Source organism: Actinocrispum sp. NPDC049592, assembly GCF_040675465.1.
GTDB lineage: Bacteria > Actinomycetota > Actinomycetes > Mycobacteriales > Pseudonocardiaceae > Kibdelosporangium.
Genome location: NZ_JBFAPA010000019.1, coordinates 115689 through 142347, shown reverse-complemented (window position 1 = coordinate 142347; position 26659 = coordinate 115689). Strand labels below are relative to the sequence as shown.

Sequence of the window (26659 nt, the reverse complement as noted above, 5' to 3'; positions counted from 1 at the left end):
GCCTCTTTCCCGGTCTCGCAAGCGTTTCCGTCAGCCGTAAAGGTGAGTGCCTGGGATGGCATGTGGGTCCCGGCGGATCTCGGCGGTGTTGGTCTCGGGCAGGAACCACGCGCTGGCAAAGGTGATCAGGCCCATCGCGGTGATGTAGGCCGCGACCGGCGCGGTGCTCCCCGTGTTCGCGATGAGTGCTGTCATGAGGAACGGTGTGCCACCGCTGACGATGATCGCGGAGAGCTGGTAGGCCAGTGACGCGCCCGAGTAACGGACGTTGGGTGCGAACAGTTCGCCGAGGAAGCTCGCGATCGGGCCGTAGGTCAGGCACTGGAAGACGAACCCCACGGTCACCGCGACGAAGATCAGCGGCAGCGACGCGGTGCCGACGAGCCCGAAGTAGGGGAAGGCCCACACCGCGACACCCAGGCCGCCGATCAGGATCAGCGGACGGCGGCCCACCTTGTCCGAGATGTGGCCGGACCAGGGCAGCACCACGAGCATCGCCACGGAAGCGCCCAGCACCACCGCGAGCAGGGAGTTGCGCGCGAGGCCGAGGGTACCGGTGCCGTAGCTCAGCAGTCCGGAGATGCTGACGTAGAAAAGGCTGTTGGTGGCCGACAGCAGCCCGCAGCCGAGCAGGATGGTCGCCCACTTGGCGCGGATGACCTGGGCCAACGGAGCCCGGACAACCGCGGTCTGCGAGGCCTCCTGCTGCAGCTCGCGGAACTCCGGCGTGTCCTCCACTTTGGCCTGGATGTAGACGACCACCGCGAACATCACGACGCTGACCAGGAAGGGGATCCGCCAGCCCCAGCTGAGGAAGGCGTCGTTGGGCATCACCCCGCTGGCGGCCACGAAGATCAGGTTGGAGATGATCACGGCGACCGGGACGCTGGTCTGCCCGAAGGTACCGGCGAAGCCGCGCCGCTTGGGGCCGGTGGACTCGGTGAGCAGCAGCACGATCCCGCCCCACTGACCACCGGCCGCGATCCCTTGCAGGAAGCGCAATGCGACCAGCAGCGCCGGGGCGAGCGCGCCGATGGCGGACGCGCTGGGCAGGCAGCCGATCAGGAAGGTCGCGGCCCCCATCAGCGCCAGGCAGGCGACGACGACCGGTTTGCGCCCGTACTTGTCACCGAAGTGCCCGGCGAGCACCCCGCCGATCGGCCGCGCCACGAAGCCGGCCCAGAAGGTGCTGAAGGCAAGGAGGGTCCCGGTCAGCGCCGACGAGTGCGGGAAGAACACCTTGGGGAACACCAGTGCGGCGGCGGTGCCGTAGAGGAAGAAGTCGTACCACTCGATCGAGCTGCCGATGAGCCCCGCGGCCAGCAGCTTGCGGTAGGCCCGGCGCCGGGGCGTGGACAAGCCGGACTGTTCTCCGGGCTGGGTGACCGGGGTTCCCATACATGCCGCCTTTGTCGGTAGCACAGGCAAAGTGATGACGGTCATGTTAGGACGCGGTTAGGCTGTGGCTGAGGTACGCATCACACACGTCTCACACCGGTTCGGTGGGTGTTTCACCCACCCAGGTGCTGAGGAGGGATGGCGCTGAGGATGGACGGCACCGCGGCCGGTGACTCCGACGGCGAGGCGGACTCGCGCGCACTCGTGCGCCGCCAGCGCGAACTGGCGTCGTTGTACGCGACCGCCAAGTCGCTCACCGCCCTGGGCGAGCTCGACGAGGTGCTGCAGTCGATCGTCCAGCACGCCCACGACCTGATCGGCACCGACTTCACCTACCTCTCGCTGGTCGGCCCGGACGGCAAACTGTCGGCCAGGGCGTCGGAGGGCACGATCTCGCCGTCGTTCCTCACCGCGTGCATCCCGGCCAACGTGGGGCTCGGCGGCAAGGTGCTGGCCTCCCGGAGCCCGCACTGGGTGCGCAACTACGCGGCATCGACGGTGATCGAGCACGATCCGAACTTCGACCGCCTGGTCGTCACCGAGGCGCTCGTCGCCCTTCTCGGTGTGCCACTGGTCATCCGGGGCGAAGTGGTGGGCGCGCTGTTCGCCGCCGACCGGTCCGAGCGATCGTTCCAGGCCGACGAGATCGCGCTGCTGAGCGCGTTCGCCGATCACGCCGCGGTCGCCCTCGACAACGCCCACCTGTACGAGGCGAGCCAGACCGCCTTGCAGGAGCTGCGGGTCGCGTACCGCAAGATCGAGGACCACGTGGCCGTCGTGGAACGAGCACAAGCGATCCATGAGGCCCTGACCGGTGTTGTGTTGCGGGGCGGGACACCTGGTGATGTGGCGCAGCTTCTCGCCGATCAGCTGGGCGGCAGCGTCACCCTTCTCGACCGGGCTGGTGGCACTGTCGTCCACCGGGACTCGGTGTCGGGTCCGTGCCGGACTCCGCCGGAGGCCGACTTGGCCGAGGCCGTTGAGAACGCACACCGCTCAGGCCGGTGCACGACCTCGGTCGAAACCGACGGAGTCACCCGCAGTGTCGCCTCGATCCAGGCGGGCGACAGTTATCTCGGCGCACTGGCGTGGAGCCGGTCCGGGTCCCCGGACGAGATGGACCTGCGAACGGTCGAGCGGGCCACGCACATCCTGGGCTTGCTGATCCTCAAGGAGCGGGCCGTCGCCGAGGCCAGCGAGCGCCTGAGCGGGGAGCTGCTGACCGAGCTGATGCTCGGCAGCCCCGGGATCAGCCCGGCCCAGCGCGCCCGGACCCGGGCCCGCAACATCGACGCCGACCGCCTGAACCTGGTCCTGGTGGCGGACTGTGCCACCTCGTCCTCCACGGATCTCGTGCGGCACCTGCACGACATCGCCCGGGACCGCTCCGGCCTGGCCGGGGAACACCTAGGCAGGGCAACGATGATCCTGCACAGCGCCGACGACACCCAGACCGTCCAGGAAGTCCACAGTAGACTGCGCCGCACGCTGGGCGCCCCGGTCATCGTTGTGGCGGAACGCGCGGTCAACCACGACTGGTCCCGCGCCTTCTCGCTGAGCAGCCGCTGTGGCGCGGTGATGCGGGCGATCGGCCACACCGACATCGGCGCCACAACGGGCCGGTACGCCCTCTACGCCATGATCTTCGACACCGAACGGGTCCGCGAGCTCGACCGGTTCATCTCCGGTGCGATAGGCCCGCTGCTCGACTACGACCAACGGCGCAGCACCGACCTCGTGGCCACCCTCAGCGCCTACTACCTGCATCGCGCCAACGTCGCGGCAACCGCCCGAGCGCTGCACCTCCACGTCAACACCCTGCTCAAGCGCCTGGACCGGGCCGCAACCGTGCTCGGCATCGACTGGCGGCACGAGAACGACGACCTGGAGTTGCAACTCGGCCTTCGGCTGCACCAACTCAGGGCGATCGCGACGGCGCCGTCCTGAGACACCGGCTGGGTGACTGGTCGGAGTTGGTCCAAAGTGGACGGTCTGGTCGAGGTCAAGCCTCTGCCCGGTTGCCGGAGCCAGGTCGGCGCCCTCCACCTCGAACCGGGCCGTGCGACCGGGGAGTGGCCCAAGCGCCCTCCGCCGTACCGATCGAACCACCTCGACGTCGGCCGGTTCGGGCAGGAGCCCGGCAACTCCCCGATGCCTGGCCGCGGGCTGCGGGGCTGTCACATTCGTGCGGGACTGTTGACCGACTGTCGCCACGCTGGCACGGGAGGCGCATCAGCCGTTCGTAGCTTGGCGGCATGCCATCGATCGCACTGGGTGATTCTCCAGCGATACCAACGGAAACAAGTCGGCCTTGGCGGGCGGGAGCGCTCGCTGTCGTTGCGGGGACGGGGTTGCTGGTCTGGCACGCCAGTCTGTACGGCAGCTGGATCGTCGACGACGCGGCGATCACCTTTGCCTACGCACGAAACATCGCGGAGGGGCTGGGGCCGGTGGTGCATCCCGGCGCCGTTGCCGTGGAAGGGTTCTCCAACCCCGCGTGGTTGCTTTTGCTGGTGATCGGGCGGTTCTTCGGGGTGTTCGACCGCGGTACGTTGTTCGGGATACCGGACTACATCTTGTTTCCGAAGGCGTTGGCCGCCTTGTGTTGTGCCGGGCTGCTGGCGGTGTGCTTCACGGTGGCCCGCCGGGTTTCCCGTCGTCCGGCTGCGGTCACGGGGGCGGTCGGCTGCGTGCTGGCGGCCATTCCGTCCTTTGTGATCTGGTGTTTCTCCGGCCTGGAGAACTCGTTGTTCGCGCTCGCGGTGGTCGCGCTCGCCGGGGTGTTGTTCCACGCGGCGCTCGACAACCGGTTGGACACCGCCAAAGTCGCCGTGCTGGCCGGGGGAGTGGCCGCGGTCGCCGCGCTGACCAGACCCGACGGGCTGATCTACCTCCTGGCCTACCCGCTGGTCCTGGTCCTGTGCCTGCGCAAGGGAGTTCGGTTCGCCGCGCTGTCCTTTCTCGCGTTCGCCGTGCCATTCGGCGGATATCTCGTGTGGCGCCTGGCGACGTTCGGGATTCTCGTGCCGAACACCGCGGTGGCCAAGCATCAGGGGTTTCCGCTGCCGAGCGACTTGATGCGGCTGGGGCCCGTGATCATGTACGTCGGCATCCCGGCAGCGGTCGTCTTGGTGGCTCTCCTGGTCATGGCGGCCGTCCGGCCGGGGTGGTTCAACGGTGGGTTCGTGGCGCTCGCCGTGCCCTGGACGCTCGCGGTCCTGGCCTACGCGGCACTCGAACCGGACTGGATGGCCCAACACCGTTTCGCCACCCCGATCTGGGCGTTGTCGGCGTTGATCGGCGTGATCGCGGCCGGGAAAGTGGTGATGCGGCTGAGATACATCGCGGCGGTCCCGGTCATCATCGCCATAGTCGCCGCGGGCACGGGATTCGTCGGCTCGGCCAAGGAGTTCCACGACAAGCCAACGTTTCCGATGTGTCTGGTGGCCGAACGCTATGGCCGGATGGTCAACCAGTACGCGGACACCCTCGGTCTGGGCAACGCGTCCGTGCTCGCACCGGACCTCGGCGGGCTCGCGATGACCACCAGGCTCTCGATCGTGGACATGGCCGGGCTCGCTGACACCAGGATCGCGGAGTACACCAGGGACGACGACATGGCCGGTCTGCGTGACTACGTTTTCGACGTGGCGCGGCCGACTTTCATTGTCTCGCACGGGGTGTGGAACGGCGGCACCGGTGTGGCCCTCGATCCCCGGATCGAACGGGACTACTACGAGATCTACCGGCACGACCAGGCCAGCGACTGGGTCCGCAAGGACGCCGTGCCCGATCTCGCCCGGCTGCAGCGGGCACGGCGTTACGCGGCCAAGGCCGTTCCCGAGATCGACCGGCGGATCGGGGAGCTGCCGCGCCGCTCCTGCGGGGAGACGCTGCGGGCAGGACAGGTCAACGGGGCAACGTCACCGTGAGCACCGCACCGTCCTCGGTGGACGCTTCGATCCGCCCGCCGTGCAGCCGCACGTTCTCCCGCGCGATCGCCAGGCCCAGCCCGCTGCCCTCGGAGGGGCGGCGGGCCCGGTCGCCGCGGGTGAACCGGTCGAACAGGATCGGGTGCACCTCGGCCGGGATCCCCGGGCCGGAGTCGGCCACGGAGATGGTCACCTTGTCCGGCTGGGTGCCGTCGATCGTGACACAGACCGGTTCGGCGCCGTGATGGACGGCGTTGGCCAGCAGGTTGCAGACGACCGTGTGCAACCGGCGCGGGTCGCCCTCGATGACCGTGTCGCCTTCGGCCGACACGGTCACGTGGGCGTCCGGAGCGGTCAGTTCGACCGCGTCAGCCACCATCGCGGGCAGGTCCACCGGTTCGGGTTCCAGGACGAGCACACCCGCGTCGAACCGGGACATCTCCAGCAGGTCCTCCACGAGCCTGGCCAGCCGCCGCGACTGCGTGCCGATGAGTTCCGCCGAACGGGCGCGGACCGCCGGGTCGTCGTCCTGGAGGCTGTCCGCGGCGGCCACCACGGAGGCCACCGGAGTCCGCAGATCATGGGCCACGTCCGAGACGAACCGGCGCTGCTGCTCGTCCTTGGCCTGCAGCCGGCCTGCCATCGCGTTGAACGAGTCCGCGAGGTTGGCCAGCTCGTCGCGTCCCCGCACCGGCAGGCGGACGTCGAACCGGCCGTCGCCGACCGACTGGGCCGCCGCCGCGGCGTGCCGCACGGGGCGGTGGATCCGGCCGGCGGCGAGCAGGGCGGCCCCGACACCGAGCAGGGCGACCACAGTCGCCACGAACGCCAGCTGCCAGCGCAGGGTGGACAGGTCGTCCCGCATCGGCTGCAGGTCGTAGAACTTGACGAGCAGCACCGAGGTGGAACCGACCTGCTGGCTGATCACGTACCAGGAGCCCATCTCCTGTTCCCGCCGGGTCTGCGGCTGGTCGAGCACCGAGACCGGGATGGCCGTGACCCGGGTCCCCAGCAACAGGCCCGGGGTCGGGCCACCGACCACGATCTTGTGGTCCGTGGACCGCGCCTTGAGTTCCACCACGCGTTCGAGGTTGAGCACCGACCAGGTGGTCCCGGCCTCGTTGCCCATGTACGTGCTCATGGCGTTCAACTGCACCGGGGAGGACTGCGGCCACGCCTTCTCGGTGGCCTGGTGGATGTCGGTGTCGAACTCCGCCGTGGCCGCGCGGGCGAACCGTTCCTTGGTCTTGTTCTCCTGCAACAGATACGCGGTGAACGCCATGGCGACGGTCGCGGTCAGGGTCACCAGCACCACGGCCGCGATGATCCGGGCCCGCAGCCCCAGCCGCCTCATGGCTTCACCAGGCGGTATCCCATGCCGCGGACCGTGCGCAGCAGCGCCGGGTTGGCCGGGTCCGGTTCCACCTTGGCCCGCAGCCGCGCCACCGCGGCGTCGACGATCCGGGAGTCGCCCACATACCCGTAGTCCCAGACCCGTTTGAGCAGAACCTGACGGCTCAGCACCTGCCCGGGATGGGCCGCGAACTCGAGCAGCAGCCGCAGTTCGGTGGCGGTCAGGCTCAGCTCCACACCTTCGCGGCGCACCGTCATGGCCTCGCCGTCGATGTCGAGATCACCCACCCGCAGCACCGGATCGCACGGCGTGGGGACCGGCACCGACCGGCGCAGGATCGCTTTCATTCGGGCGTCGAGGATGCGCGGCTCGGTGGGTTTGACCACGTAGTCGTCGGCACCGCACTCGAGGCCCACCACCACATCCACCGGGTCGCCGCGTGCGGTCAGCAGGATCACCGGCACCATGCTCTTGACCCGGATCCGGCGGCACACCTCGAACCCGTCGATCCCCGGCAGCATGACGTCCAGCAGCACCACATCCACCTCAGCGCCTTCGCCGAACAACACCCCCAAGGCCCGTTCCCCCGTACCCGCATGGCGAACCTGATGGCCGAGCCCCCGCAGCGCGAACGACAACGCCTCCGCCAGCGCCTCGTCATCCTCGATCAGCAAAACAACGGACACACCCCCACGATATCCAGATCCAGCGATCCCCGGCCCGCCGTACAGTCCAGTAGACGAACCGTCACACAACTGTCGAACTGCTGCCCGCGTGCGCTAGCCCTGGCCTGGTGGATGTCCGGGGCGGGAATCGTTGGTCGCCGCGGTGATGATCCGGGACAGGGCGGAACCCGACAGTGCGGCCTTGGGCAGGAACCCGGCGGCGGACGACCGGGAGACGGCGTCGCCGTACTCTTCGGCATCCCGGACCGAACACAGCACGACCATCGTGGTGGGCACGGCCGTCAGCACCTGCCGGCAGGTCCTGAACCCGTCCATGTCCGGCAGGCCGATGTCGAGGAGCACCACGTCGGGCTGGGTGCGCACCGCGGCCTCGACGGCCGCGGCACCGGAGTCTGCCTCGGCCACGACGCGGAAGCCGCCTGCCTCCAGGACACCGCGCGCGGCCGCCCTGAAGGTGGCGTTGTCGTCCACGATCAGCACGCTGCGCACGACCTGATCGTGATCGCGCGGCGGTGGCCGCGCATCAGTGCCAGCCCTGAGGCCGGCCCGGCCGCGAACAGGTGCCCGCACCGATGTGCCCGCGGCCGTGATCGCGAACCATTGCCGGTGAACCGCAGAAGACGTGGGGAGAAGAGATACGTGGACGCCAGAATGCGGGAAGTCGACGGCATTGTCCGGGGCGTGGTGGAGGCCGAGCGGACGAAGCCCTTCGTCGTGTCGGTCATGGGGACGACGGGAACGGGCAAGTCCTCGTTGATCAACGCCCTCTTCGGCACCGAGCTCAGGACCGACCCGGTGCGCCCATGCACCAAAGAAGTGCAACGCGTTGTGGTCTCCGGAGCCGGGAAGAGCGAACTGTGGTTCTACGATCTTCCCGGCATCGGTGAGGCCGGCGACGTCGACGAGTCGTACGTCGAGCAGTATCGCGTCAAGCTGCTCGAGTCGGATGTGGTCGTGTGGGCGATTCACGCCGACAGCCGTTCGGTCGCCTACGACCAGCAGGCCCTCGACCGGATCCTCGGCGACGACCCGGCTTCCCGGGTCGCGTTGATGAGCAAGCTGACGTTCGTGCTCACCAAGGTCGATCTGCTGACGCCGCCACCGTGGATCTTCGCCAAGTCCGGCGATCGCGGCGTCTTCGCACCGGTCGGTGAGATGGTCGAGTTGCTGGCGCGCAAGGAGATGTACTTCCAGGAGTCGTTCATCCGGCCGCATGCCGACCTGATCGAGTCGACGACGTTCCACGACGGCACGTTCGAGGTCGACGAGCCCTCGATGACGGCCGACCAGTACGTCGTCACCCACCGCGGGATCCTCACGCGGGAGGCGGCGAGCGAGCTGTCCGCCCGCTACCCGCGGCACGCGGACGTGTTCGAGCGCCTGTACGACAACCACCGCGTCATCTCGTGTTCGTCGCTGTTCAGGTTCAACCTCGCCCAGCTGTTGCTCGTCATCGTCAACAAGCTGGGCGGGGGCGCGATCGCCCGGTTCCAGCAGTTCACCTCGGGCCAGCAGCTCAACGAGGTCTCGCTGGGGGCCGCGCGCGAGTTCTGCAACATGATCGTCTTCGACCGGCGGCTCGGAAAGTCCGTATTCGACATGGTCGACCAGAAACTCTAGGGGATCCGGAGTGCCTCGCTACTACACACAAGCCGAACTCGACGCCGCGGTCCGCCGGCAGGCCGAGATGGACCGGCGTTACTATGGCGACATCCAGAACGCGATCCAGGCGCGAAGCAGGAGCTGGCTGTACCGCATCGTCCGGTCGGCGGTCGGCGTGATCTTCGGCGACATCGTCGGCGAAGTCGTCGGCCGCGGGGTGGACGCGGTGTGGAACTTCTTCTCGAACCTGTTCTCGCGCTGACCACCGGTCAGTTGGACCTGAGATAGGCGAGCACCGCCAGCACGCGGCGGTGGTGTTCCAACTCGGCCGGCAGCTCCAGGCGCTGGAAGATGTTGCGGATATGGGTCTCGACCGTCCTGGTGGTCAGGTACAGCCTGGTGGTGATGGCCGCGTTGGACAGGCCTTGGGCCATCAGGGAAAGCACCTCCCGCTCGCGCGGGGTCAACGTGTCGAGACGGTCGCGCCGGCTCGGGCGGTTGAGCATGGCGGTGACGACATCGGGATCGAACGCGCACCCACCCGCGGCGATTTGCTTGACCGCGTCGAGGAAATCCGGACCGGAGGCTCGGTCCTTGAGCAGGTAACCGACCCCACGGGCGACGCTGCCGACCAAGTCCGCGAGGTGGGTCGCTTCCAGGTACTGCGACAGCAGCAGAACACCGACCTCCGGATGGGTGCGCCGGATGTCGGTGGCCGCCCGCAGGCCCTCCAGGTGGTGGCCCGGCGGCATCCTGATGTCGACGACGGCCAGGTCCGGACGGGTCTCGGCGACCAAGGCGCGCAGCCGGTCGCCGTCACCGGCCTGGCCGACGATCTCGCATCCGTTGCTGCCCAGCAGTTCCGCCAGCGCCGCCCGGAACAGCAAGGTGTCATCGGCGAGTACGACTCGTAGCGTCATGCGGGCTCCAGTGGCAGTACTACGTGGACAGACGTTCCGGCGCCGGTGCTGCTGCGGACAACCAGCTCGCCGTCGAGAGCCGATGCCCTGTCCCGCAAGCCAAGCAGTCCGGTTCCGCGGGTCAGGTCCGCGCCGCCGACGCCGTCGTCGGTGACTTCGAGGTGCAGTTCGTCCTTGTCGTGCCGGACCTCGATGCGGATGGTCCGGGCGGACGCGTACTTGAGCGCGTTGGTCACCGCCTCGGCGGCGACGAAGTACGCGGTCGCCTCGACAGGTGCGGGCAGCGCAGGCAACGGGACCTCGCGCAGTTCGATCGGCCGTGGTGACCGCGCGGCGAGCGCGCGCAGAGCCGCGAGCAGGCCGGCCTCGCTGAGGACCGCCGGATGGATGCCCCGGGCCAGTTCGCGCAGCTCGCGCAGTGCGTCCTCCAGCCCGGCCGCGCTGCGCCGGAGATAGTCGGCCAGCTTGGCATCGCGGTCCGGCGAGCTGTCGAGTTGTTGCTGTGCCAGCCTTAGGAGCAACGCCACGGTGACGAGTTGCTGTTGTGCCCCATCGTGCAGGTCGCGTTCCACCCGGCGGCGCTGATCATCGCCTGCCGCGACGATACGGGCCCGCGACGCCCGCACCTCGACCAGCTGGGCCCGGACCTCAGCGGCCAGGCGTTGGTTGTCCAGCTCCAATGCGGCAGCGGAGGTGACGGCCTCCAGCACGTGCCGGTCGTCGCGCAGCGCGGGGTCGTGCACCAACGCGGCGACTCGCCGCCCATCTCGTTCGACGACAGTCACAGCCTGGTAGGACGGGATCACCAACGGCCGGCCTTCGCGGTCGACATAGTCGGCGTGGTCGGCACGGTAGTAGCCGACTCGCAGCGACGGGTCGCCGAGCGCCGTGGCCAGCAGGTCCTGCAGTTCGGTCGGCGAGGCTCGGGGCAGCCGGACCAGCAGGTCGGCGACCGTCGTGCGGCCCAGCCGAACCCGCCACACACCGGCCAGGAACGCCAGCGGCAGCAGGAGAACGGCCAGGTGGCCGATGTCGCTCAGCACCTCGTGCGCCCACGGGACGCCTTCGCCCAGCACGGGACCCACCACGGATTCGACCGCGCCGAGCAGGCCGGTGACGAAAACCGGTGCCAGCACACGACGTGCGGGCCGCGTCGAGGTGATCCAGCGGACCAGCAAGACGGCTACCACCGCTGTGGCGACCGCCACCTGGACGACGTTGACCGAGCCGGGCAACCATTCCTCGTACCGGATCAGCAACAGGTTCTTCGTGTAGGTCCGGAAAAACGGTGTGCTCAGCGGGATCAGGCCGAACACGGTCACATACGCGATCGTCACCAGCACCCGATCCACTCGCGACCGCAGCTGCCCACTGGGAAACGCCAACACCAAGTGCACCAACAGGGCCGTGGACGCCGAGCGGACGAACAACCCGGCTGTGTGCGTCACCGGGTCGATCGAGACCTGCATGTCCTCGGCGAACCAGGCGATGCCCACCAACACCATCAGCAAACCGACTCTGTTGGCGGGCTGACGCACGGACGCGATCACCCCGGCCGTGAGGTAGAGCCCACCGACCATGCCGGAGAACAACGTCGTGGTCGATGTCTCGTGCCGCCCGGACGCGCTCGCCATGAGCACGGCCGCGCCGAACACAGCACCTGCTGCCGCGAGTGACGCGACGACTCGGATGGGCGGCCGGCCTTGCACGGGCACGCGGACTGCGGCGCCGCCCCCATCGAGGTGCTGGGCAGTCACACCAGGAACTCGGATCGGCACGCAGCGGCGTTACGGGTCCAAGCCACTAACTCTTGCAGACCTCATTGTTGCCCCCCAATGGCCTAACGCCGCTGCTTCGGGGTCCCGCCGCAGCAGGGCTTTCGTCAGACACCGCCGAGGCCTTGCAGCAACCTGGTGGCCGGAGCCAGCTCACTGGTGGCGCGCACGAACTGGGTGAGGAACGTCGTGACCGCCTCCGGGCTGCTCAGGTCGCCAAGGCCGGAGTTCACCGTCGCCGCGGTCGCCGCGTCGATCTGCACGTCGAACACCGGCGGACCGGCCTGCGCCTCGGCGCCCTCCCGGCCCAGCGCGGCGATCTCGGCAGGTAAGGTGGCGGCCCGATCTTTCGTCCCGTCGAGCGCACCGAAGCCGAGGTCGGCGATCTGCCCGGCGATGCCGTTGCCGAGGTCTCCCAACGGTTCCTCGATCATGACCAGGCCAAGCAGCTCGCCGGCCAGCAGGCGCCAGGGCTGCAGCGACTCGTCGCCGCCCGGCTAGTCCCACCCATCGGCCGGTGGCAGCTGGGTGCTGGTGCCACTGCCAGGGATCTCGTTGCCGTCCTTGTCCACATCCTTGCTGTCCCGTTTGACGGAGCCGTCGTCCTGCCGTTGGGTGGACGTGACCGTCGCGGTGCCGTCTTCGTGACCACCTGGCGGCTGCCATCACCGACTACCGCCGCACAACGCTCCGCGGCCGCCGACGACAGAGTCGCGGTGAACCGCCCACCCTGCCAGATCCGCAACCGCAGCACGGAATCATTGGAATTACTCATGTCCAATGGCCTGTGCGAGCGAGCGCGCTGTCGACAATCCCAGCAGGGGTGACTTCATTTCGATCGACCGGGCCACCGACTCCGACAAGCTGGACACGACCAAGAAGTGGTGGCGCAGCGACGAGATCCACAACTGGGAGTACTGCGAAGCGAACACCGACCAGTACTGGCGTACGCCGACCATGAACAACTGGCACCGTCCGATGCGCGTCTGCGTGGCGTACAACGGTGTCTGGCAATGCTGCAACATCTGGTGCGCCGACCAGTCCCAGCGTCAGCAGACTCCGTCACGCCGTGGGAAACCTGTGCCACGGCGTGACGGTGTCGATGTACACGACGGCGTCGAACGCGGCGCGCGGATCGATGGGCTGGGGTTGCCCGCCGTTCATCATCGAGGTCGTCCGCGCGAAGCGGTCGGCCACTGGGCCCGTGTCGGGGATGCCGCGCAGGTCGAGCAGGTGCAACGGCACTCCCGCGGTCGAGAGCAGGCCGTCGAGGGTGTCCTGGCTGAAGGGGCCGGCATCCTGCACGAACAACTCGGTGTGGCCGGGCGGGCCGTCCGGGATGGGCCGGTGCAGCATCAGTTCGCCGCCGCCGAAACACGTGGCGATGACGACCAGCTGGTCGCCGAGGGACGCGGCGAGGTGCTCGCCGACCATGGTCAGCTTGTCGTTGACGATCGGGGGAGCCCAGAACGGCCATCGCTGCACGTGGCCGTTGGCGGCCCCGATGACGATCCGGTCCTCGCGCCGCAGGATCCACTCGACGTTCTCGGCCATCGCCGCGTCGCGGATGTTGGCACCCGGATAGGTCCGGCTCGCGCCGGCGGCCATGGCCGACAGGAACGCGTCCATGTGCCGGCCGGTGGCCGCACAACGGAAGATCCGGTCGACGCGATCGGCATCCGCGAGTCCGGAGTAGACGATCCGCATGGCCTGGAGTCGTTCCACCAGGTCAGCGATCAGCGCGGTGAGCCGGTGGCGGACCGTGGCCTCCAACCCCATGTAGGCCTGCAGCGCCGGCGCCGCCCACGCACGTCCGGACCGATCGGTGGGAAGGTAGTCGAACAAAGGCAACAGCGACGTGCGAACCACCTTCGCATAGGCGGGATCCACATCGTCCAAAAGGGACAACACCGCCCTGACCGACGGCACCGCACTCGCCGAGGAGTCCGGCACATCCATCCCGTAGAACCGGACTTCGCGATCACTCGAGGCGTTGTAAGCCCGCATCCATTCGAGCTGCTCACGCATCTCCGCGCACTTACCCATGTGGTAGTTGATCCCGTTGTGCAGCAACGCATTGAGATCCCCGCCGCCGCCGAGCACCCACTCGTTGACCGCCAGGCCCTCGGGAAAGCCGGATTCCATCACGAAACCGCCGAACCCCAGCCGCGTGACCAGGAAACGGGTCACGCGGTGCCTGATCTGGTAGAACTCGTGCACCCGGTGAGTGCTTTCGCCGATACACACGACCCGGGCGTCGCCGACGATCTCGCGAAGCGGCTCCAGATCGCTGAAGTCCTCGTCCGCGGGATCGAGCGTGCGCAGCCGATTGGTATTGTCCCGCAACCACTCCGCGACAGCCTGGTCAACACTCGGTTCACTGACACCCACAGGGTTCCCCTCACGAACGGTCGGCACGATCACCGTCAACCTTAGGTTGACGACCCAGTCATCGTCAACCTCGGGTTGACGATGACTGGAGGCCAGTTGTGACTAGTGGGGCAGCCGCACTTCGAGGTCGTCATGTAGTGGCCGTGTGGCGGCGGAGCCGGGTGCGGTGGTGGAACCAGCGGGCGCGGGCTTGGTGGCGTCGTCGCCACCAGATCCAGTGCAGGTGGTGGGTTTCGGCATGTAGGTGGCGGGTGACGAGGTTGAACAGGCGTTTGATCTCGGCGACGGTCATGGCGATCAGGCCGGGATCCTCGGGCGGCTGGGCGTTGGGGGTGGTGGGCAGGATCGGTGCGGGTGCGCGGGTTCTGGCCTGTGCGGCGGTGATGGCGCAGATGGCGAGTGCGGCCAGGGTGAGCACGATGTGCCGGGCCAGGGCGGTGTGCAGGCGGACCTGGGAGTGGTCGAGTCCGAAGTGGTCTTTGCCGAACTCGAAGTCCTCCTCGACCGGCCAGCGCAGGCAGGCGACCCGGACCAGGGTCATCAGCGTGACCGGCTGTCCGGGTGGCAGGTAGGCATAGTGGAAGACCAGTTCGCTGGTGTGCAGGTGTTTGCGGATCAGTAGGAAGTGTCGGGGGCTGTGGTGGTCAGCCAGCCCAGGCGTAGGCGCGCTCACCTTTGGAGCCGGTCACCGAGCAGATCTGCCATCGCCGCTGATGCGTGCGGCTGGTCAGGTGGGTGGCCACGGCCGCGTCGGCGCGCATCCGCCGGCCGGGTGCCAGTTCAGCCTGGAAGGCGCACCCGAGCCGGACCACATACCCGATCTCGTTGTCCTGCAAGAACTTCCGTAAAGGGGCCGGAGCGGCCATAGACTTCGTCACCCGCGACCCAGGGCGGCATGGTGTCATCAGCGATCATGTCGGTGAGAATGTCTTGGGCCAGTTGGGGTTTGGTCCGAAACGTCACATCCTCGGGGATGCCGGCCGCGTCCCGGCGGCCCGCATCGGCAAGCTGGTCTTCGGGCAGATAGATCCGGGCACCGACCAGCGCGTGCCCGCCGGTGGTGGCATACGAGCAATAGACGGTGTTCACGCCGTTGGCGATCCGGCCCGCGCAACCCATGTACTGCCGTTTGACCCCCGCCGTGCGTTCGCCCTGTTTCTCCTGGCCGGACTCATCCAGCGCCGCCCCCCGCAACTCCTGGCCGCGCAACTGCTCGGCCACATACCAGCGCACCACACCCGCAACCCGGTCGTGATCCCACACCGCGTGGTTGAGCAGCCGCTGGGTGCGATCCGGCGTGCTATCACCGGCGTGCTCAGCGATGGTCCATCCGTTCTTGGGGGGCAGGTCACTGATCAACCCGGTGATGTACTTCCTGGCCTGCTCAAACGGTTGCACCCGGGCAAAACACGGCCGTAACCGGCCGTGCAGGTCGACCAGATTCGACACCGCCAGCCCACTCTCTACGATGACAGCCGCAGCCGCCTCACGGTTCTCTTGTGTCACAACCTGATGATCTTGAGGCGGCTGCCCACATGATCACCGGGCCCCATACCGCCCCTCACCAGCCATGATCAGCTAAAAGGTCCTAACAAAGTGCGAGGTTCCGTAGGCGGCGCCAGCAGATGATGCCGCAGGCAAGGCTGAGGAACGCCTTATGGATGACGTTGCGGATCTCCCAGCGGACACGCAGACGCCGGAACCAGTGCAGCAGCGCGAAGCTTTGCTCGACCGCCCACCGATGCACGCCCGTCGCGGCGTCGAGCAGGGCTCCGGCCTCGGCGCGCTTCGGCGGGTTCTGGCAAGGCGATCTTCAAGGTGTCATAGGACCGGGCAGCCCGTCTCGTCGGTCTCCTTCCGCCCGCGGAAAACAGGAAGTGGACCTTCACGTGTTTGGCTAGCATCCAGGCGCATGACAGCATTGCCCGCGGGCGTCAACCTTGCATGGCGGGACGACGACCTTGAGCAGGCCGCCGCCGCGTTGGTCGGTGGCGAGGTGCGTCCCGCGTATGAACTACTGCGGTCGACACACGACCCAGACCGGCGGGACCTGCGCGCCGACGTCCTCGGCGACGTGGGTAAGGAGTTGCACGAAACGATCAGCGCATTCGCCGACGAACGTGAACGTGACAGTTCCGCGCAACTGCTGAAAGGCAGCGCCCTGCGGTCGGCAGCCTGGGCTGTCCGGCGCCGGGCCGTCGCGAAGCGCGCTTCGGACGAGGACCGTGGTCGCCTGTTCTTTCTCGCTGCCTGCGCCATGGACGCCTTGGCCACGGCGGGCAGGCTCGCACCGGACGACGGTGTTCCGTGGAGCCAGCACATCAGCGCCATCCATGTCGTGGCGCGGGAAGTGTCGAACGTGGACGATTTCCATCGCAGGATGGCCGAGCGGTCGCCGGACCTCTATGCCGGCACCGTGTCCTGGCTGTCCGCGCAATCCGGGAGATGGCACGGCAGTACAGACCGGCTGGTTGCCTTCGCCCGGGAGCGGACATCAGCACTGCCCGACGGCCACCCCTTGCTCGCACTGATCCCGCACGGCAGGCTCGAAGGTTGGCTGGACACTATGCTGAAGGCGAACATCGTCGTCCGGATCCGGGATTTCTATCGAAACGGATACTTCAAGAGACCTGCCGTCAAGTCTGAAGTAGACACAGCTTCGGACAGGATCCTCAGCGGCGACGGAGCCTTCCGGGAACACCCGTGGGCGATGACAGCGCACCAGACCTTCGCCGCCTACTATGCACACGCGTCAGATTCGGTCCGGCTGCGCTCACACCTGGAACTGAGCGGGCCACGGGCTGCTCTGCAGCCATGGTCGTTCTTCGGCGACCCGACCAAAGAGTTCGCCGAGGCGCGCCGAGCGGCCGGCCTGCAGTAAGAAGCGAGCCTTAAGTGCGGCTGCCCTACTAGGTGAGTGCCACCGTTTCTCGGTGTCGATTCTCAGTGCTGACCCCGATGTGCGGCTCATTCGACGCTCCTGGTCTTCGGTCACAGCTCGATCGCTGTGGGCTTCCGCAGGCCTGCCGCGTATAGGGGAGGGAGCTCTGGATGACCACCGTGGCAGAGGCCCAAGAGGCTGTGCGTGAGATCGAACCGCTGTCGGGGATCTCCGACTACGGACGGCTGGGCGCTCGGCGCTACCAGAAAACGTTCATTCGTAGCGGTGAGCACCGCCCCGCCTGGTACTTCCACAATGATAGACGACGTTCGTAAAAACGGTCCGAACACGGCCATGACCGTCGCCGGTGACCGTGACAAGCTGGAGTTCTACCGCAACGTCATGCATTTTCCGTTCGCTGCCGAGCTCGGCGGCAAGTCGCCGTTCGGTCGTGGCTACATTTCCTTCGACCAGTTGTTGTGATCAGGACTTGCCAACGGCTGGGCTCATGGCTCCGGCGGGAAGATCCTGACTGACACACTCGGGGTGCATCCGGCGATCTTGTGCGATGAACACCACGTGCCCGCCGGGAACTTCATCGTCGTGCTGCCCGGGCGGACAGGACAACGCGCCGGGCAGGTGGCGTGGCGCGAACCGCGACCATCGGGCCTCCGGTGGATACCCGGCATCGCTTGGGTTACCGCCAGGGTGACCAGTTCGGCGTCGGTCAACCGGGGCGGCCGCCCGAACCGGGCAGGCCTGTCAGGCACCAAGGGGATCCGGGCGGTCACGCGACGAGCAGGAGCGCGCCGATCGCCAGCATCACCGCGGCGGTGGCCGCGTGGACGCCGTAAGCGGTCGCCTTGGGTCCCTTGCTGCGCAACACGATCGCCGCGTCGCCGACGGCGATGAAGGCGGCGGCCAGCATGAACCAGCCCAGGACCTGGTGGGTAGCCGCGATCAGCACGACGAAGAGGAGGACGCCCAACCCCATGTCGCGCATGGCTTTGACGGACAGCCATGCCCGGAATGTGGGGTCCTCCGTCGGGGTGTGGGGGATGCCGAAACCTGCGGCGGCCTTCGGCGCCCAGAAGGCGAGCGTGCCCATGAAGATGATGGCCGCGCCGATCATGCCGGCGAGCACGGTCGCGATGGTGGTGAGCATGGTGCGGTCCCCCTTGGTGATGGAATCTAGCGGCGCTAGCAACCGTAGCAACGATACTCTGTCGATGGTAGAAAATCTAGCGGTGCTATGATCGGTACCACGCTGATCGAGGAGAGGGAGCTTCTGGTGCCGAACTTCGAGGTCACCCCGATAGGTACGGTCCGCAACGACCGGACGGACGTTCAGAACACGGACAACTGGGGTGCGGTCCGCAGTACGATCACCGTCGACGAGCGCTTCGGTGAGGCGTGCCTCCAGGGGCTGGAGGGCTTCTCCCACGTGGAGGTCCTCTTCATCTTCGACCAGTTCCCGGAATCCGACGACTTCGGCGAACCCCGCCCCTACCGTGGCCGCTCCGACCTGCCGCCGGTCGGCATCTTCGCCGGTCGCGGCCCTCGCCGGCCGAACCGCATCGGGGTGACGTGCTGCGCCGTCGAATCGGTCCAGGGCCGCGAACTGACGGTGGTGGGCCTCGACGCGGTCTCCGGCACGCCGGTCATCGACCTGAAACCGGCGATGGTGGAGTTCCTCCCGGTGAACGTCAAGCAGCCCGAATGGGTCAGCCACATGATGTCGGAGTACTTCCAGCCGTGAGGACACGGCCGTCTCCACTGTCTTGTGTGGACTGTGGTGCGGGCGCGGACCGGACGTCCACTGTGGACTGAGGTGAGGACTGGTCGATTCACGAGTGATCCAGTGGCTACATTGCTGAACCGCCACCGGTTGCGGTGGATGGATGTTGTCCCGGTGCGCATAGCAATGGAGTGGATCATGTGGTTGATACCAGCCGTTGTCATGGCCATGACCAGCGGTCTTGTCGCCCCGGCCGCCGACGCCACCGGCCCCGCGCTGAACTGGCGGGCGTGCGGCGGCCTCGGCGCCGAGTGTGCTGAGCTGGCGGTTCCGCTGGACTGGTCACGGCCCGCGGGGGACCGGATCACCGTCGCGGTGAGCAGGCTGAAGGCCGCGGATCCGGCCCGGCGGATCGGCGTCCTGTTCTTCAACCCCGGCGGACCGGGCAACGCGGCCCGGCCGGAGGTGCGTGACCAGGGCGATCAGGTCTTCCCGGCGGAACTGCGCGACCGGTTCGACATCGTCGGCGTGGATCCACGTGGCGTAGGTGACAGCAAGCCCGCGATCAGCTGCGAGAAGTCCACAGTGGACCCAGCTGGGACGCGCTATCCCAGCACACGCGCGCAGTTCGACCACTTGGCCGCGTACAACCGTGAGGTGGCCGAAAGCTGCCGCCGCGCCACGGGCCCGCTGATCGACCACGTGGACACGGTGAGCGCTGCCAAGGACTTCGACGTGGTCCGCAGTGCACTTGGTGAGCAGCAGGTGAGCTGGCTGGGCCTGTCCTACGGCACGTTGCTCGCGGCTACCTACGCGCACCTGTTCCCGTTGCAGGTGCGGGCAGCGGTGCTGGACGGGCCGGAGGACCACACCATCGGATCTCGCCGGTTCGCCGCCGATGAGGCTGCCGCCACCGAAAAGGTCTTCGGCGCGTTCGCCGACTGGTGCCAGTCCGACCCGGCTTGTGCGTTGCACGGCCGCGATGTGCAGGCCGAATACCGGGCATTGCTCGACCGGGCCCCGCTTCCGGCGGCCGGGTTCCCGGATGGCGCGAGCGTGGAACAGATCGGGTTCGGCACCTACTCCAAGTTGATGTTCCGCAGCGAATGGCCGGCGCTGGCCAAGGACATCGCCGACGCGGCCACCAACGCGGCGGCCTTCGCGGCGGAGGCCCCGACCGACCCGGCGTACCGCGTGATCGCCTGCCACGACATGCCCACCGGCGAGGTCACGTACCCGGAGTTCGCCGACCGCGTGACCGAGATCCGCAAACTCGCCCCTACCACCCAGGGGTACGTCGAAGGCTGGGATGTGCAGGCAGGCTGCCTCGGCTGGCCGATCAAACCGGCCAACCCATGGGGGAGCGTCCGTGTACGGGGTGTTCCGCGCACCTTGGTGGTGGCCGGAACTCTCGACCCGGCGACTCCGCACTCGTGGGGACCACTCGTGGCCGCGCAAATCCACGGATCGAAGCTGCTGACCTGGACCGAACCCGGCCACACCGCCTACCTCAACGACCCGGAGACCCGGCACGTCATCGTCGACTACCTGCTCGGGTAGGCATTCGGCGGGTGCCTCACACCGTACATGCCGGAGATCCGCAGGCTGTCGGACGAGACGAACATGCTGTGTGCACACCGCAGTACGGCATCGTGGTGATCACGGACGAGGTGAGCTGATCTCAGGCTCGCCGGGATGGATGGTGCGGTTCGCGGGACAAGAGCGGCGGTGTCGGGTATGACGGAGGTCGTGGCGAACCCGGTGACGGTGCGGTTGTATCCGCTGGCGGCTGAGCATGTGGCGGCCATGTTGGCGGATGCGGTGGCGTTGGTGGTCGCGATAGTCCTGTGGGGTGCCGTTGGGTGGACCACTGGTGCCATCGCGGTGGTGCCGCTGTTGGCTTTCGTGGCGCTGGTGCATGCGGTGCAGATGTACCGGGTGGCGGTTCGGTTCGACGACACCGCGATCACGATCATCCGGCCGTGGCGGCGCTGGCGGGTCGAATGGGCGGATGTAGCTGGGTTGATCTACAGCAGCCGGGAGGTCAGGCCGGCGACCTACCGGCTTCACCTGGTGCTGAAGGGTTCGGAACCGCCGTATGGCCGCTACCTCACGGACGCGGAGCTGGCGCGGTATGCCAAGGGGCCGGTGGTGATGACCGTGTTCCAGGTGAACCGCTGCGCAGAACGGGTGTTGGACGAGTTGGCGCGGCACGGTTTCCCGGCGCCGGAACTGGTTGCGCTGCGCTACCGCTCGCCGAAGTACACGCCGGAGGAGTGGATGCGGGCCGTCGCCGAGGACCTGATCCGCTCCCGCGGCGACGAGCCCCAACCCTGAGTGGGCCCGGCCACGCGGCCGGGCCCACCGGGGTTTATGGGCGTACCTCGATCTCCAGGTGGGCGGACGAGTTCTGAGCGTTCACCCTGACCTCCAAGGCCCTGGTTGTGGTGATAACCGTGTAGGGAACCGGTTTTCCGTTGAGGCGGACGCGGGCGACCGTGGCTGTGGGCGGGATCACCGAGCCGACGACCAGTCTTGCGTGCACGGAGGTGGAGCGGACGTCGATGCCGTACGTGTTGCCGTTGTGGGTAGCGGTGACGTCGAGGGTGCCGGCGCCGGTGTGGATGTCCCGGCCGCTGATTCTGTGTTGGCCGTCAGGGACCTGGGGAACGACGGTGAGTGTGCCGTTGCCGAGGTCGGGATCAACGCCGAGTTGCTGGTGCACGACGGGCCACAAGATCCCGTAGGTGCCCCACGCCTGCAGGGCCATCGAGCGGTCGTAGAACGGGCGGTCGATGTTGGCCTTGAAGTCAGGGGAGGGGGCGACCTCTGGCATCGCGCCGGGGGTTTCCCACACCGCGGGGTCCAGCTGGATGCGGGCATTGCCGGTCGTGTACCTGTGTTGAGCTGTCAGGCGGCCGAAGTTGCCCTCCGCCACGGCCATCACGGCGGTGTTGAGCGAATAGGTGGCCCGCTCACTGGCCACAGTGGACACAAGTGGGTCGCACGACGGACCGGGATTGCCGGCCGGGGCGCTGGTCGGGCCGGTTCCGGTGTGGAACGTGCCGAACTCGCCGTTGAAACAGTCCCGCTCCCGCTGGGCCAGCGCTTGGGCGCCGTGCTGCGGTGAGGCGACCGGTCCCGCCTCCATCGGGGTGACGCCGGTCCAATGTCGTTGGAACACAGGGGTGTTGTCGTTCGCGGGATTGGCCGGGTCGTCGATGGACTCGGCGTACCCGACTCCGGCCGGTACCCACCACTGCGCCTCGAACCGCTGCAGCAGGGACTCCGCCTTGCCCGAGGCCCATTGGGCGGTGGCGGTGTCGTTCTTGCTGCGGGCCAGGTCGGCGAGGTCGCGCAGGCCGCGGATCAGGTAGACCGTGCTGTCGAGCTTCTCCTCGCCCATGCCCTGGCGTTCGACGTTGCCCAGGCCCTCGGGCCAGCCGTCGCCGTCCTTGTCCAAAGTGGACGTGATGTACCTGAGGTTGCGCACGGTGAAGTCGTACATCTCGTCCCGGAACCGGTTGTCCCCGGTCCACCGCCACACCAGCGCGACCGTGCTCGGGAACTTCGCGGTCTCGTCGGTGTTGCCCGCCGCGGTGTTGCTGCCGAAGTAAACGTCCCCTGTGGACACCACCTCGTGCGCGACCTTGCCGCTGCGGTTGTTCAGCAAGTCGCTGACATCGCGCAGGGCCCGGAGGTGGTCACGCACGATGTCGAACTGCCCGGCCGCAACGGCCGCGTACGCGGTGTACTCCCCGTCGGTGGCGAAAAGCCAGGGATAGTCGGGGAATCCGGCCGCGAGCCAGCGCATCCGGGGCAGCGTCCCGACCGGCGCGGGATAGTCCTTGCCCTCGTTGACGTCACGGACCTGGACGTTGCGCGCCTCCTGCACGGAGTCGAGCAGGTTCTGCTTGCTCCACTCGACGCTCTGCTGCAGCAGACGGTCGCCTGGCAGGTCCACCACCGACGCCGACCCCGCCGCGCGCCGGGCGGCCGCCGTCCGTGAGAGCTGACCAGCGGGATCACGCAACGCCCGGTCGAACGAGCCGCGAGCCTCACCCACGCCCTGGTCCGACCCGGCCACGGCGAACCACACCGTCGTGGCCCGGCCGGGGGTCAGCTTGAGCGAGTACTCGAGCCGGCCGCCGGTTCCCTTGCCGAACGCCGAATCGTCACACCGCGGCGGCGCATCGCCGTCCGCCGGGCACACCACCGCGGGATCCTGCGGCCCACGATGACCCGGCCCGAGCGCCTGACCCACAGGCTTGGCCGACGAACCCACGATCGCCGTGCGGGCGTTCTCGGTGAACACCAACGCGCCGTCCTGCACGGCACCGGAGTCGGGTCCGTTCACCCCGGCGTTGGGTGTGGTCCAGCCCCACGGATACGACGGCATCAGCTCGGAATGCGCGTCCAGCGAGAGCCGGACGTCCCGCCGCCGGTCCGCCGTGAACGTCAGCCCGATGACGGTGGCGCGGGTGCCGTCGGGCACGAACTCCACGCGGTCGGCGGAAAGCCCGCCGCCGCGGTACTCGAACCGTTGGTAGCCCTGGCCTCGGACGTACCTGGTGGCCGGGATGTCCTTGCCGAGCCAGGATCCGTCGGCCGCGAACCAGACACCGTCCAGGAGCTTGAGCGGCGGAGTCCAGAACCCGCCCATCTCGCCCCGGATGTGCCAGCCGGTCGCCGGGTACAGCCCGGTCTCGTCGCCCATGGCGAACGCGCGGTCGCCGGAGACCAGCGAGCGCCGGTCGGAAAGCCTTGTGGTCTCGGACAATTCAGCGGGTGAGTTCGACGCGGTGGCCGACGAGACCGGCAGCATCGCCAGCACGAGTGCCGTTGTGACAACGACTTTCACTTGACACCTCCCGCGGTGAGCCCGGCGATGATGCGCCGCTGGAACACCAGCACCAGGATGACCAGCGGCACGGTGACGATCACACCGGCCGCCATCTGGGTGCCGAACGGCTGGTCGAAGCCGTAGGCACCGGTGAACCGCGAGATGGCCACGGTCGCGGTCTGCATCGACTTGTCGTTCACCATCGACAACGCGATGATGAACTCGTTCCACGCGGTGATGAACGTGATGATCGCCGTGGTGAACACCCCGGGCGCGGCCAGCGGGATGATGATCTTGCGGAACGCCTGCAACCGCGTGCAGCCGTCGATCATCGCCGCCTCCTCGAGCTCACCGGGCATCTGCCGGAAGAACGCGTTGAGGTTCCACACCGCCAAGGGCAGGGCGAACGACATGCTCGGCACGATCATCGACTGGTAGGTGTTGATCCAGTTGATGTCGGTGAACAGCTTCAGCAACGGCACGACCAGCGAGATGCCGGGGAACATGGAGGTCGCGATGATGATCGCGGCGACCGCGTTCTTGAACCGGAAGTGCAGGCGTGCCAAGGCATACGCGGCCGACAGCCCGATGATCAGGGTGAGCACGGTGGCGATGCCCGCCACGACGATGCTGTTGACCAGCGCCCGGCCGAAGCCGACGTCGTTGCCGAACACCGCGGTGAAGTTGGTGATGGACAAGGGACTCGGGAACGGCGACAGCGAGAACTGGTCGGACGGCCGCCGGAAGGCCGAGGCCGCCATCCAGTAGAACGGTGCCAGGCAGTACACGAGGATGACCGCCAGGCCGGTGTAGCGAAGGGTGACGCGCCAGTTCATGCCGGCACCACCTCCGGGGTGACCCGTGGCGCGGGCTGGCGCGGCGCACGCGCTTGTTTGGTCCGATCCCTTGCCTCGCCGATGACATCGGCGCCCAGCAGTTTGACGAACACGAGCGCCACGACGGCCACGTACAGGAACAACACCGTCGCATATGCCGCGGCTGGGCCGAATCTGAGGTTGCTGGCCTCGTCCCACGCCAGCATCGTCAGTGTCTCAACGGACTCCTTGCGGTTGCCGATCAGCACGAACGGCAGGTCGAACATCCGCAACGAGTCCAGCACCCGGAACAGCACCGCGACCACGAGCACCGGCCGCACCAACGGCAACGTGATCGACCAGAACTGGCGGGCCGGGCTCGCGCCGTCGACCCGCGCGGCCTCGTAGACGTCCCGCGGGATCACCTGCAGGCCGGCCAGCACGAGCAACCCGATGAAGGGCGCGGTCTTCCAGGTGTCCGCGATCATGACCGCGAACTTCGCCTGCCAGCCCTCGGTGGTCCACAGCACCTGGTTGCCGATGATCGCGTTCGCGACACCGTCGGCCTGGAAGATCCACCGCCAGAGGATCGCCGACACGGCGGTGGGGATCGCCCACGGCACGAGGATGCTGGCCCGCACGATTCCGCGCCACCGCAAGGCTTGGTGCATCACCAGAGCCATGGCGACACCGATGAGGACCTCGACGGCCACGGTCACGACGGTGAAGAACGTCGTGTTGCCGAACGCGTTCCAGAACCGGGCGGCGGCGGGTCCGTTGAAGATGCCGGCGTAGTTGTCCAGGCCAACGAACTGGTCGCCCTGGACCACGAAGCCGTCCGCGTCGACCGTCTGGCCGGACTGGTAGAGCGACTCCCGCAGCGCCGCGACGAGCGGGTAGCCGACGACCAGGCCGAGCACGACGAAGGTGGGGGACAGCAGCAGAGCGGCGAGCCGTCCGGCGTCGCTCACCGCCCTGCCGCGCCGCACCGGGTGCGGTGTACTCACTTGAGCAGGTCCTGGAGCTTGGCCTGCAGGTCCTTCAGCACGGCGCCGCTGTCCTTGGCCCCGGTGAGCGCGGCGTACGCGGCCTCCTGGATCGCGGTGGTGACGTCGCCGTACCGCACGGCCTTCGGACGCGGCTTGGCCGCCAGGATGGACGCCTTCAGCGTCGGCAGGTACGGGAACTGCTTGACCAGTTCCTGGTCCTCGTACAGGTCGGCCCGGGTCGGGGCCTGGGAGGTGGCCAGCAGGTTGGACCGCTCGGCCTGCTCGGTGGTGAAGTACTTGATGAAGTCCAGCGCGGTGGCCTTGTGCTCGGCGAACGCGGAGATCGCGAAGTTGTGCCCGCCGAGGCTGGACACACCGGGACCGCTCAACCCGGGCAGCGGCGCGACGTCGAACTTGCCCGCCACCTGGGAGGAGCCGTCGGTCTTGTTGGCCAGCGCCCACTGGTAGGGCCACTGCCGCTGGAAGATCAGCTCACCGGCCTGGAACGAGCGGCGGCCTTCCTCCTCCTTGTAGGTGATCGCCTTCTGCGGGATGACCCCGGTCTTGAAGCCCTGCACCAGGACGTCCAGGCCGGCCTTCGCCTGCGGAGTGTCCACAGTGGGCTTTCCGGCGTCGTCGACGGTCGCCCCGCCCGCGGAGTGCACGGCCTCGTCGAAGTTGACGGTCAGGCCCTCGTACTTCTCGAACTGCCCGGCGTAGCAACCGATGTTGGCCGCCTCGGGCAGCGCCTTGACCTTCTGGCAGGCGGTGAGCAGCTCGTCCCAGGTCTTGGGTACCGCGACGGCGGCCTTGTCCAGCAGATCCTTGCGGTAGTAGAGCATGCCGCCGTCGGAGTACACCGGCACGGCGTAGAGCTTGTCGCGGTACTCCGCGGTCGCGACCGCGGGCTTGAGGAACTTGTCCAGGTCGAACTGGTCGCGCGGGAGCTCCACCACCCACCGGTTGGCGGCGAACTCGGCCGTCCACACCACGTCCAGGTTGAGCACCGAGTAGGCGTTGGACTTCACCTGCGCGTTCTGCACCATCTGCTGGCGCTGGGCGTCCGCGGACTCCGGCAGCTCGACGATCCGCACCTGCTCGCCGGGATGCGCGGAGTTCCAGTCCGCCACCAGCTTCTGCATGTTGTTGGAGGTGTCCTTGCCGGTGACGAAGGTGATGTCACCGCGTCCGTCCAGCTTGGGCGCGGCGGCGCTCGACCCGCCGCCGGACGTCCCGGATCCGCTGCCACCGCCGCTGCCGCACGCCGCCGCCAGCACGCTCACGCTCGCTAACGCGACCAAGCGCAGTGCGGTCGTCTTTGACCCTGCCATCAGT

The 26659-nt window shown here is 67.9% G+C and carries 25 protein-coding genes and 1 pseudogene; 9 read left to right on the top strand and 17 right to left on the bottom strand.

What is annotated here, in order from left to right; genetic code table 11:
* Positions 1-30: 30 nt before the first annotated feature.
* Entirely contained in the window at positions 31-1398 is a 1368-nt protein-coding gene (locus AB0J95_RS38445; RefSeq protein ID WP_364769542.1) for an MFS transporter, read from the bottom strand.
* Positions 1399-1536: 138 nt separating this feature from the next.
* Here AB0J95_RS38445 and AB0J95_RS38440 point away from each other — a divergent pair, with 138 nt between their 5' ends.
* Both AB0J95_RS38440 and AB0J95_RS38435 read left to right on the top strand, forming a co-directional pair.
* Entirely contained in the window at positions 1537-3345 is a 1809-nt protein-coding gene (locus AB0J95_RS38440) for a GAF domain-containing protein (RefSeq protein ID WP_364769540.1), read from the top strand.
* A 404-nt stretch (positions 3346-3749) separates the two neighbouring features.
* Entirely contained in the window at positions 3750-5330 is a 1581-nt protein-coding gene (locus tag AB0J95_RS38435) for a hypothetical protein (protein WP_364769538.1), read from the top strand.
* Here AB0J95_RS38435 and AB0J95_RS38430 read toward each other — a convergent pair.
* From AB0J95_RS38430 to AB0J95_RS38420, 3 genes are all read right to left on the bottom strand, one after another.
* Entirely contained in the window at positions 5308-6684 is a 1377-nt protein-coding gene (locus tag AB0J95_RS38430; RefSeq protein WP_364769536.1) for a HAMP domain-containing sensor histidine kinase, read from the bottom strand. The genes AB0J95_RS38435 and AB0J95_RS38430 overlap by 23 nt on opposite strands.
* A complete protein-coding gene (locus AB0J95_RS38425; protein ID WP_364769534.1) occupies positions 6681-7370 on the bottom strand; it encodes a response regulator transcription factor in 690 nt (229 codons plus the stop codon). Before AB0J95_RS38425 ends, AB0J95_RS38430 begins: the two co-directional genes overlap by 4 nt.
* Positions 7371-7463: 93 nt before the next feature.
* The gene (locus AB0J95_RS38420; RefSeq protein WP_364769532.1) at positions 7464-7859 is read right to left on the bottom strand and encodes a response regulator transcription factor; all 396 of its coding nucleotides are present in this window, start codon (positions 7857-7859) and stop codon (positions 7464-7466) included.
* A 150-nt stretch (positions 7860-8009) separates the two neighbouring features.
* Between AB0J95_RS38420 and AB0J95_RS38415 the strand changes: the two genes are divergently transcribed.
* Positions 8010-8990 carry a GTPase gene (locus tag AB0J95_RS38415; protein ID WP_364769530.1) on the top strand — a complete coding sequence of 327 codons (981 nt, stop codon included), beginning with the start codon at positions 8010-8012 and terminating at the stop codon, positions 8988-8990.
* Positions 8991-9000: 10 nt separating this feature from the next.
* A complete protein-coding gene (locus tag AB0J95_RS38410; RefSeq protein ID WP_364769528.1) occupies positions 9001-9234 on the top strand; it encodes a hypothetical protein in 234 nt (77 codons plus the stop codon).
* Positions 9235-9241: 7 nt separating this feature from the next.
* On the opposite strand, the gene AB0J95_RS38405 is transcribed toward AB0J95_RS38410, so the two are convergent.
* From AB0J95_RS38405 to AB0J95_RS38370, 8 genes and pseudogenes are all read right to left on the bottom strand, one after another.
* Positions 9242-9892 (bottom strand): response regulator transcription factor, encoded by a 651-nt coding sequence (locus tag AB0J95_RS38405; protein WP_364769526.1) that lies wholly within the window; start codon positions 9890-9892, stop codon positions 9242-9244.
* Positions 9889-11649 carry an ATP-binding protein gene (locus AB0J95_RS38400; RefSeq protein ID WP_364769524.1) on the bottom strand — a complete coding sequence of 587 codons (1761 nt, stop codon included), beginning with the start codon at positions 11647-11649 and terminating at the stop codon, positions 9889-9891. The genes AB0J95_RS38405 and AB0J95_RS38400 overlap by 4 nt, the downstream gene beginning before the upstream one ends.
* 125 nt (positions 11650-11774) lie before the next feature.
* The gene (locus AB0J95_RS38395; RefSeq protein WP_364769522.1) at positions 11775-12101 is read right to left on the bottom strand and encodes a hypothetical protein; all 327 of its coding nucleotides are present in this window, start codon (positions 12099-12101) and stop codon (positions 11775-11777) included.
* A gap of 333 nt (positions 12102-12434) precedes the next feature.
* Complete coding sequence (locus AB0J95_RS38390) at positions 12435-12626, bottom strand: hypothetical protein (protein WP_364769520.1); 192 nt, start codon at positions 12624-12626, stop codon at positions 12435-12437.
* 103 nt (positions 12627-12729) lie between these two features.
* Positions 12730-14058: an erythromycin esterase family protein gene (locus tag AB0J95_RS38385; RefSeq protein WP_364769518.1), complete on the bottom strand. Its 1329-nt coding sequence runs from the start codon at positions 14056-14058 to the stop codon at positions 12730-12732.
* Between the two features lie 130 nt (positions 14059-14188).
* The gene (locus AB0J95_RS38380; protein ID WP_364769516.1) at positions 14189-14731 is read right to left on the bottom strand and encodes a transposase; all 543 of its coding nucleotides are present in this window, start codon (positions 14729-14731) and stop codon (positions 14189-14191) included.
* A 107-nt stretch (positions 14732-14838) separates the two neighbouring features.
* Positions 14839-15564, bottom strand: coding sequence for a transposase (locus AB0J95_RS38375; protein WP_364769514.1), 726 nt, complete (start codon positions 15562-15564; stop codon positions 14839-14841).
* A gap of 82 nt (positions 15565-15646) precedes the next feature.
* Positions 15647-15808, bottom strand: a pseudogene (locus AB0J95_RS38370) (IS5/IS1182 family transposase); the annotation flags it as partial.
* Positions 15809-15979: 171 nt separating this feature from the next.
* Between AB0J95_RS38370 and AB0J95_RS38365 the strand changes: the two are divergent.
* Both AB0J95_RS38365 and AB0J95_RS38360 read left to right on the top strand, forming a co-directional pair.
* Positions 15980-16939 (top strand): hypothetical protein, encoded by a 960-nt coding sequence (locus tag AB0J95_RS38365; protein WP_364769512.1) that lies wholly within the window; start codon positions 15980-15982, stop codon positions 16937-16939.
* 285 nt (positions 16940-17224) lie between these two features.
* Positions 17225-17422: a hypothetical protein gene (locus AB0J95_RS38360; RefSeq protein ID WP_364769510.1), complete on the top strand. Its 198-nt coding sequence runs from the start codon at positions 17225-17227 to the stop codon at positions 17420-17422.
* Positions 17423-17726: 304 nt separating this feature from the next.
* Here AB0J95_RS38360 and AB0J95_RS38355 read toward each other — a convergent pair whose 3' ends face one another.
* Complete coding sequence (locus AB0J95_RS38355) at positions 17727-18104, bottom strand: DUF4267 domain-containing protein (RefSeq protein WP_364769508.1); 378 nt, start codon at positions 18102-18104, stop codon at positions 17727-17729.
* An 87-nt stretch (positions 18105-18191) separates the two neighbouring features.
* Here AB0J95_RS38355 and AB0J95_RS38350 point away from each other — a divergent pair, with 87 nt between their 5' ends.
* The 3 genes from AB0J95_RS38350 to AB0J95_RS38340 all read left to right on the top strand — a co-directional run bounded on the left by AB0J95_RS38350 (position 18192) and on the right by AB0J95_RS38340 (position 21014).
* On the top strand, positions 18192-18698 hold the full coding sequence (locus AB0J95_RS38350) for an SAM-dependent methyltransferase (RefSeq protein ID WP_364769506.1): 507 nt from the start codon (positions 18192-18194) through the stop codon (positions 18696-18698).
* Between the two features lie 177 nt (positions 18699-18875).
* Complete coding sequence (locus AB0J95_RS38345; protein ID WP_364769504.1) at positions 18876-20237, top strand: alpha/beta fold hydrolase; 1362 nt, start codon at positions 18876-18878, stop codon at positions 20235-20237.
* Positions 20238-20414: 177 nt separating this feature from the next.
* Positions 20415-21014, top strand: coding sequence for a hypothetical protein (locus AB0J95_RS38340; RefSeq protein ID WP_364769502.1), 600 nt, complete (start codon positions 20415-20417; stop codon positions 21012-21014).
* A 34-nt stretch (positions 21015-21048) separates the two neighbouring features.
* On the opposite strand, the gene AB0J95_RS38335 is transcribed toward AB0J95_RS38340, so the two are convergent.
* From AB0J95_RS38335 to AB0J95_RS38320, 4 genes are read right to left on the bottom strand one after another with little or no spacing between them, the layout of a single operon-like run.
* Positions 21049-23538, bottom strand: coding sequence for a hypothetical protein (locus AB0J95_RS38335; protein ID WP_364769500.1), 2490 nt, complete (start codon positions 23536-23538; stop codon positions 21049-21051).
* On the bottom strand, positions 23535-24356 hold the full coding sequence (locus AB0J95_RS38330; RefSeq protein WP_364769498.1) for a carbohydrate ABC transporter permease: 822 nt from the start codon (positions 24354-24356) through the stop codon (positions 23535-23537). The genes AB0J95_RS38335 and AB0J95_RS38330 overlap by 4 nt, the downstream gene beginning before the upstream one ends.
* The gene (locus tag AB0J95_RS38325) at positions 24353-25342 is read right to left on the bottom strand and encodes a sugar ABC transporter permease (protein WP_364769496.1); all 990 of its coding nucleotides are present in this window, start codon (positions 25340-25342) and stop codon (positions 24353-24355) included. The genes AB0J95_RS38330 and AB0J95_RS38325 overlap by 4 nt, the downstream gene beginning before the upstream one ends.
* Entirely contained in the window at positions 25339-26655 is a 1317-nt protein-coding gene (locus AB0J95_RS38320; RefSeq protein ID WP_364769494.1) for an ABC transporter substrate-binding protein, read from the bottom strand. The genes AB0J95_RS38325 and AB0J95_RS38320 overlap by 4 nt, the downstream gene beginning before the upstream one ends.
* Positions 26656-26659 lie beyond the last annotated feature (4 nt).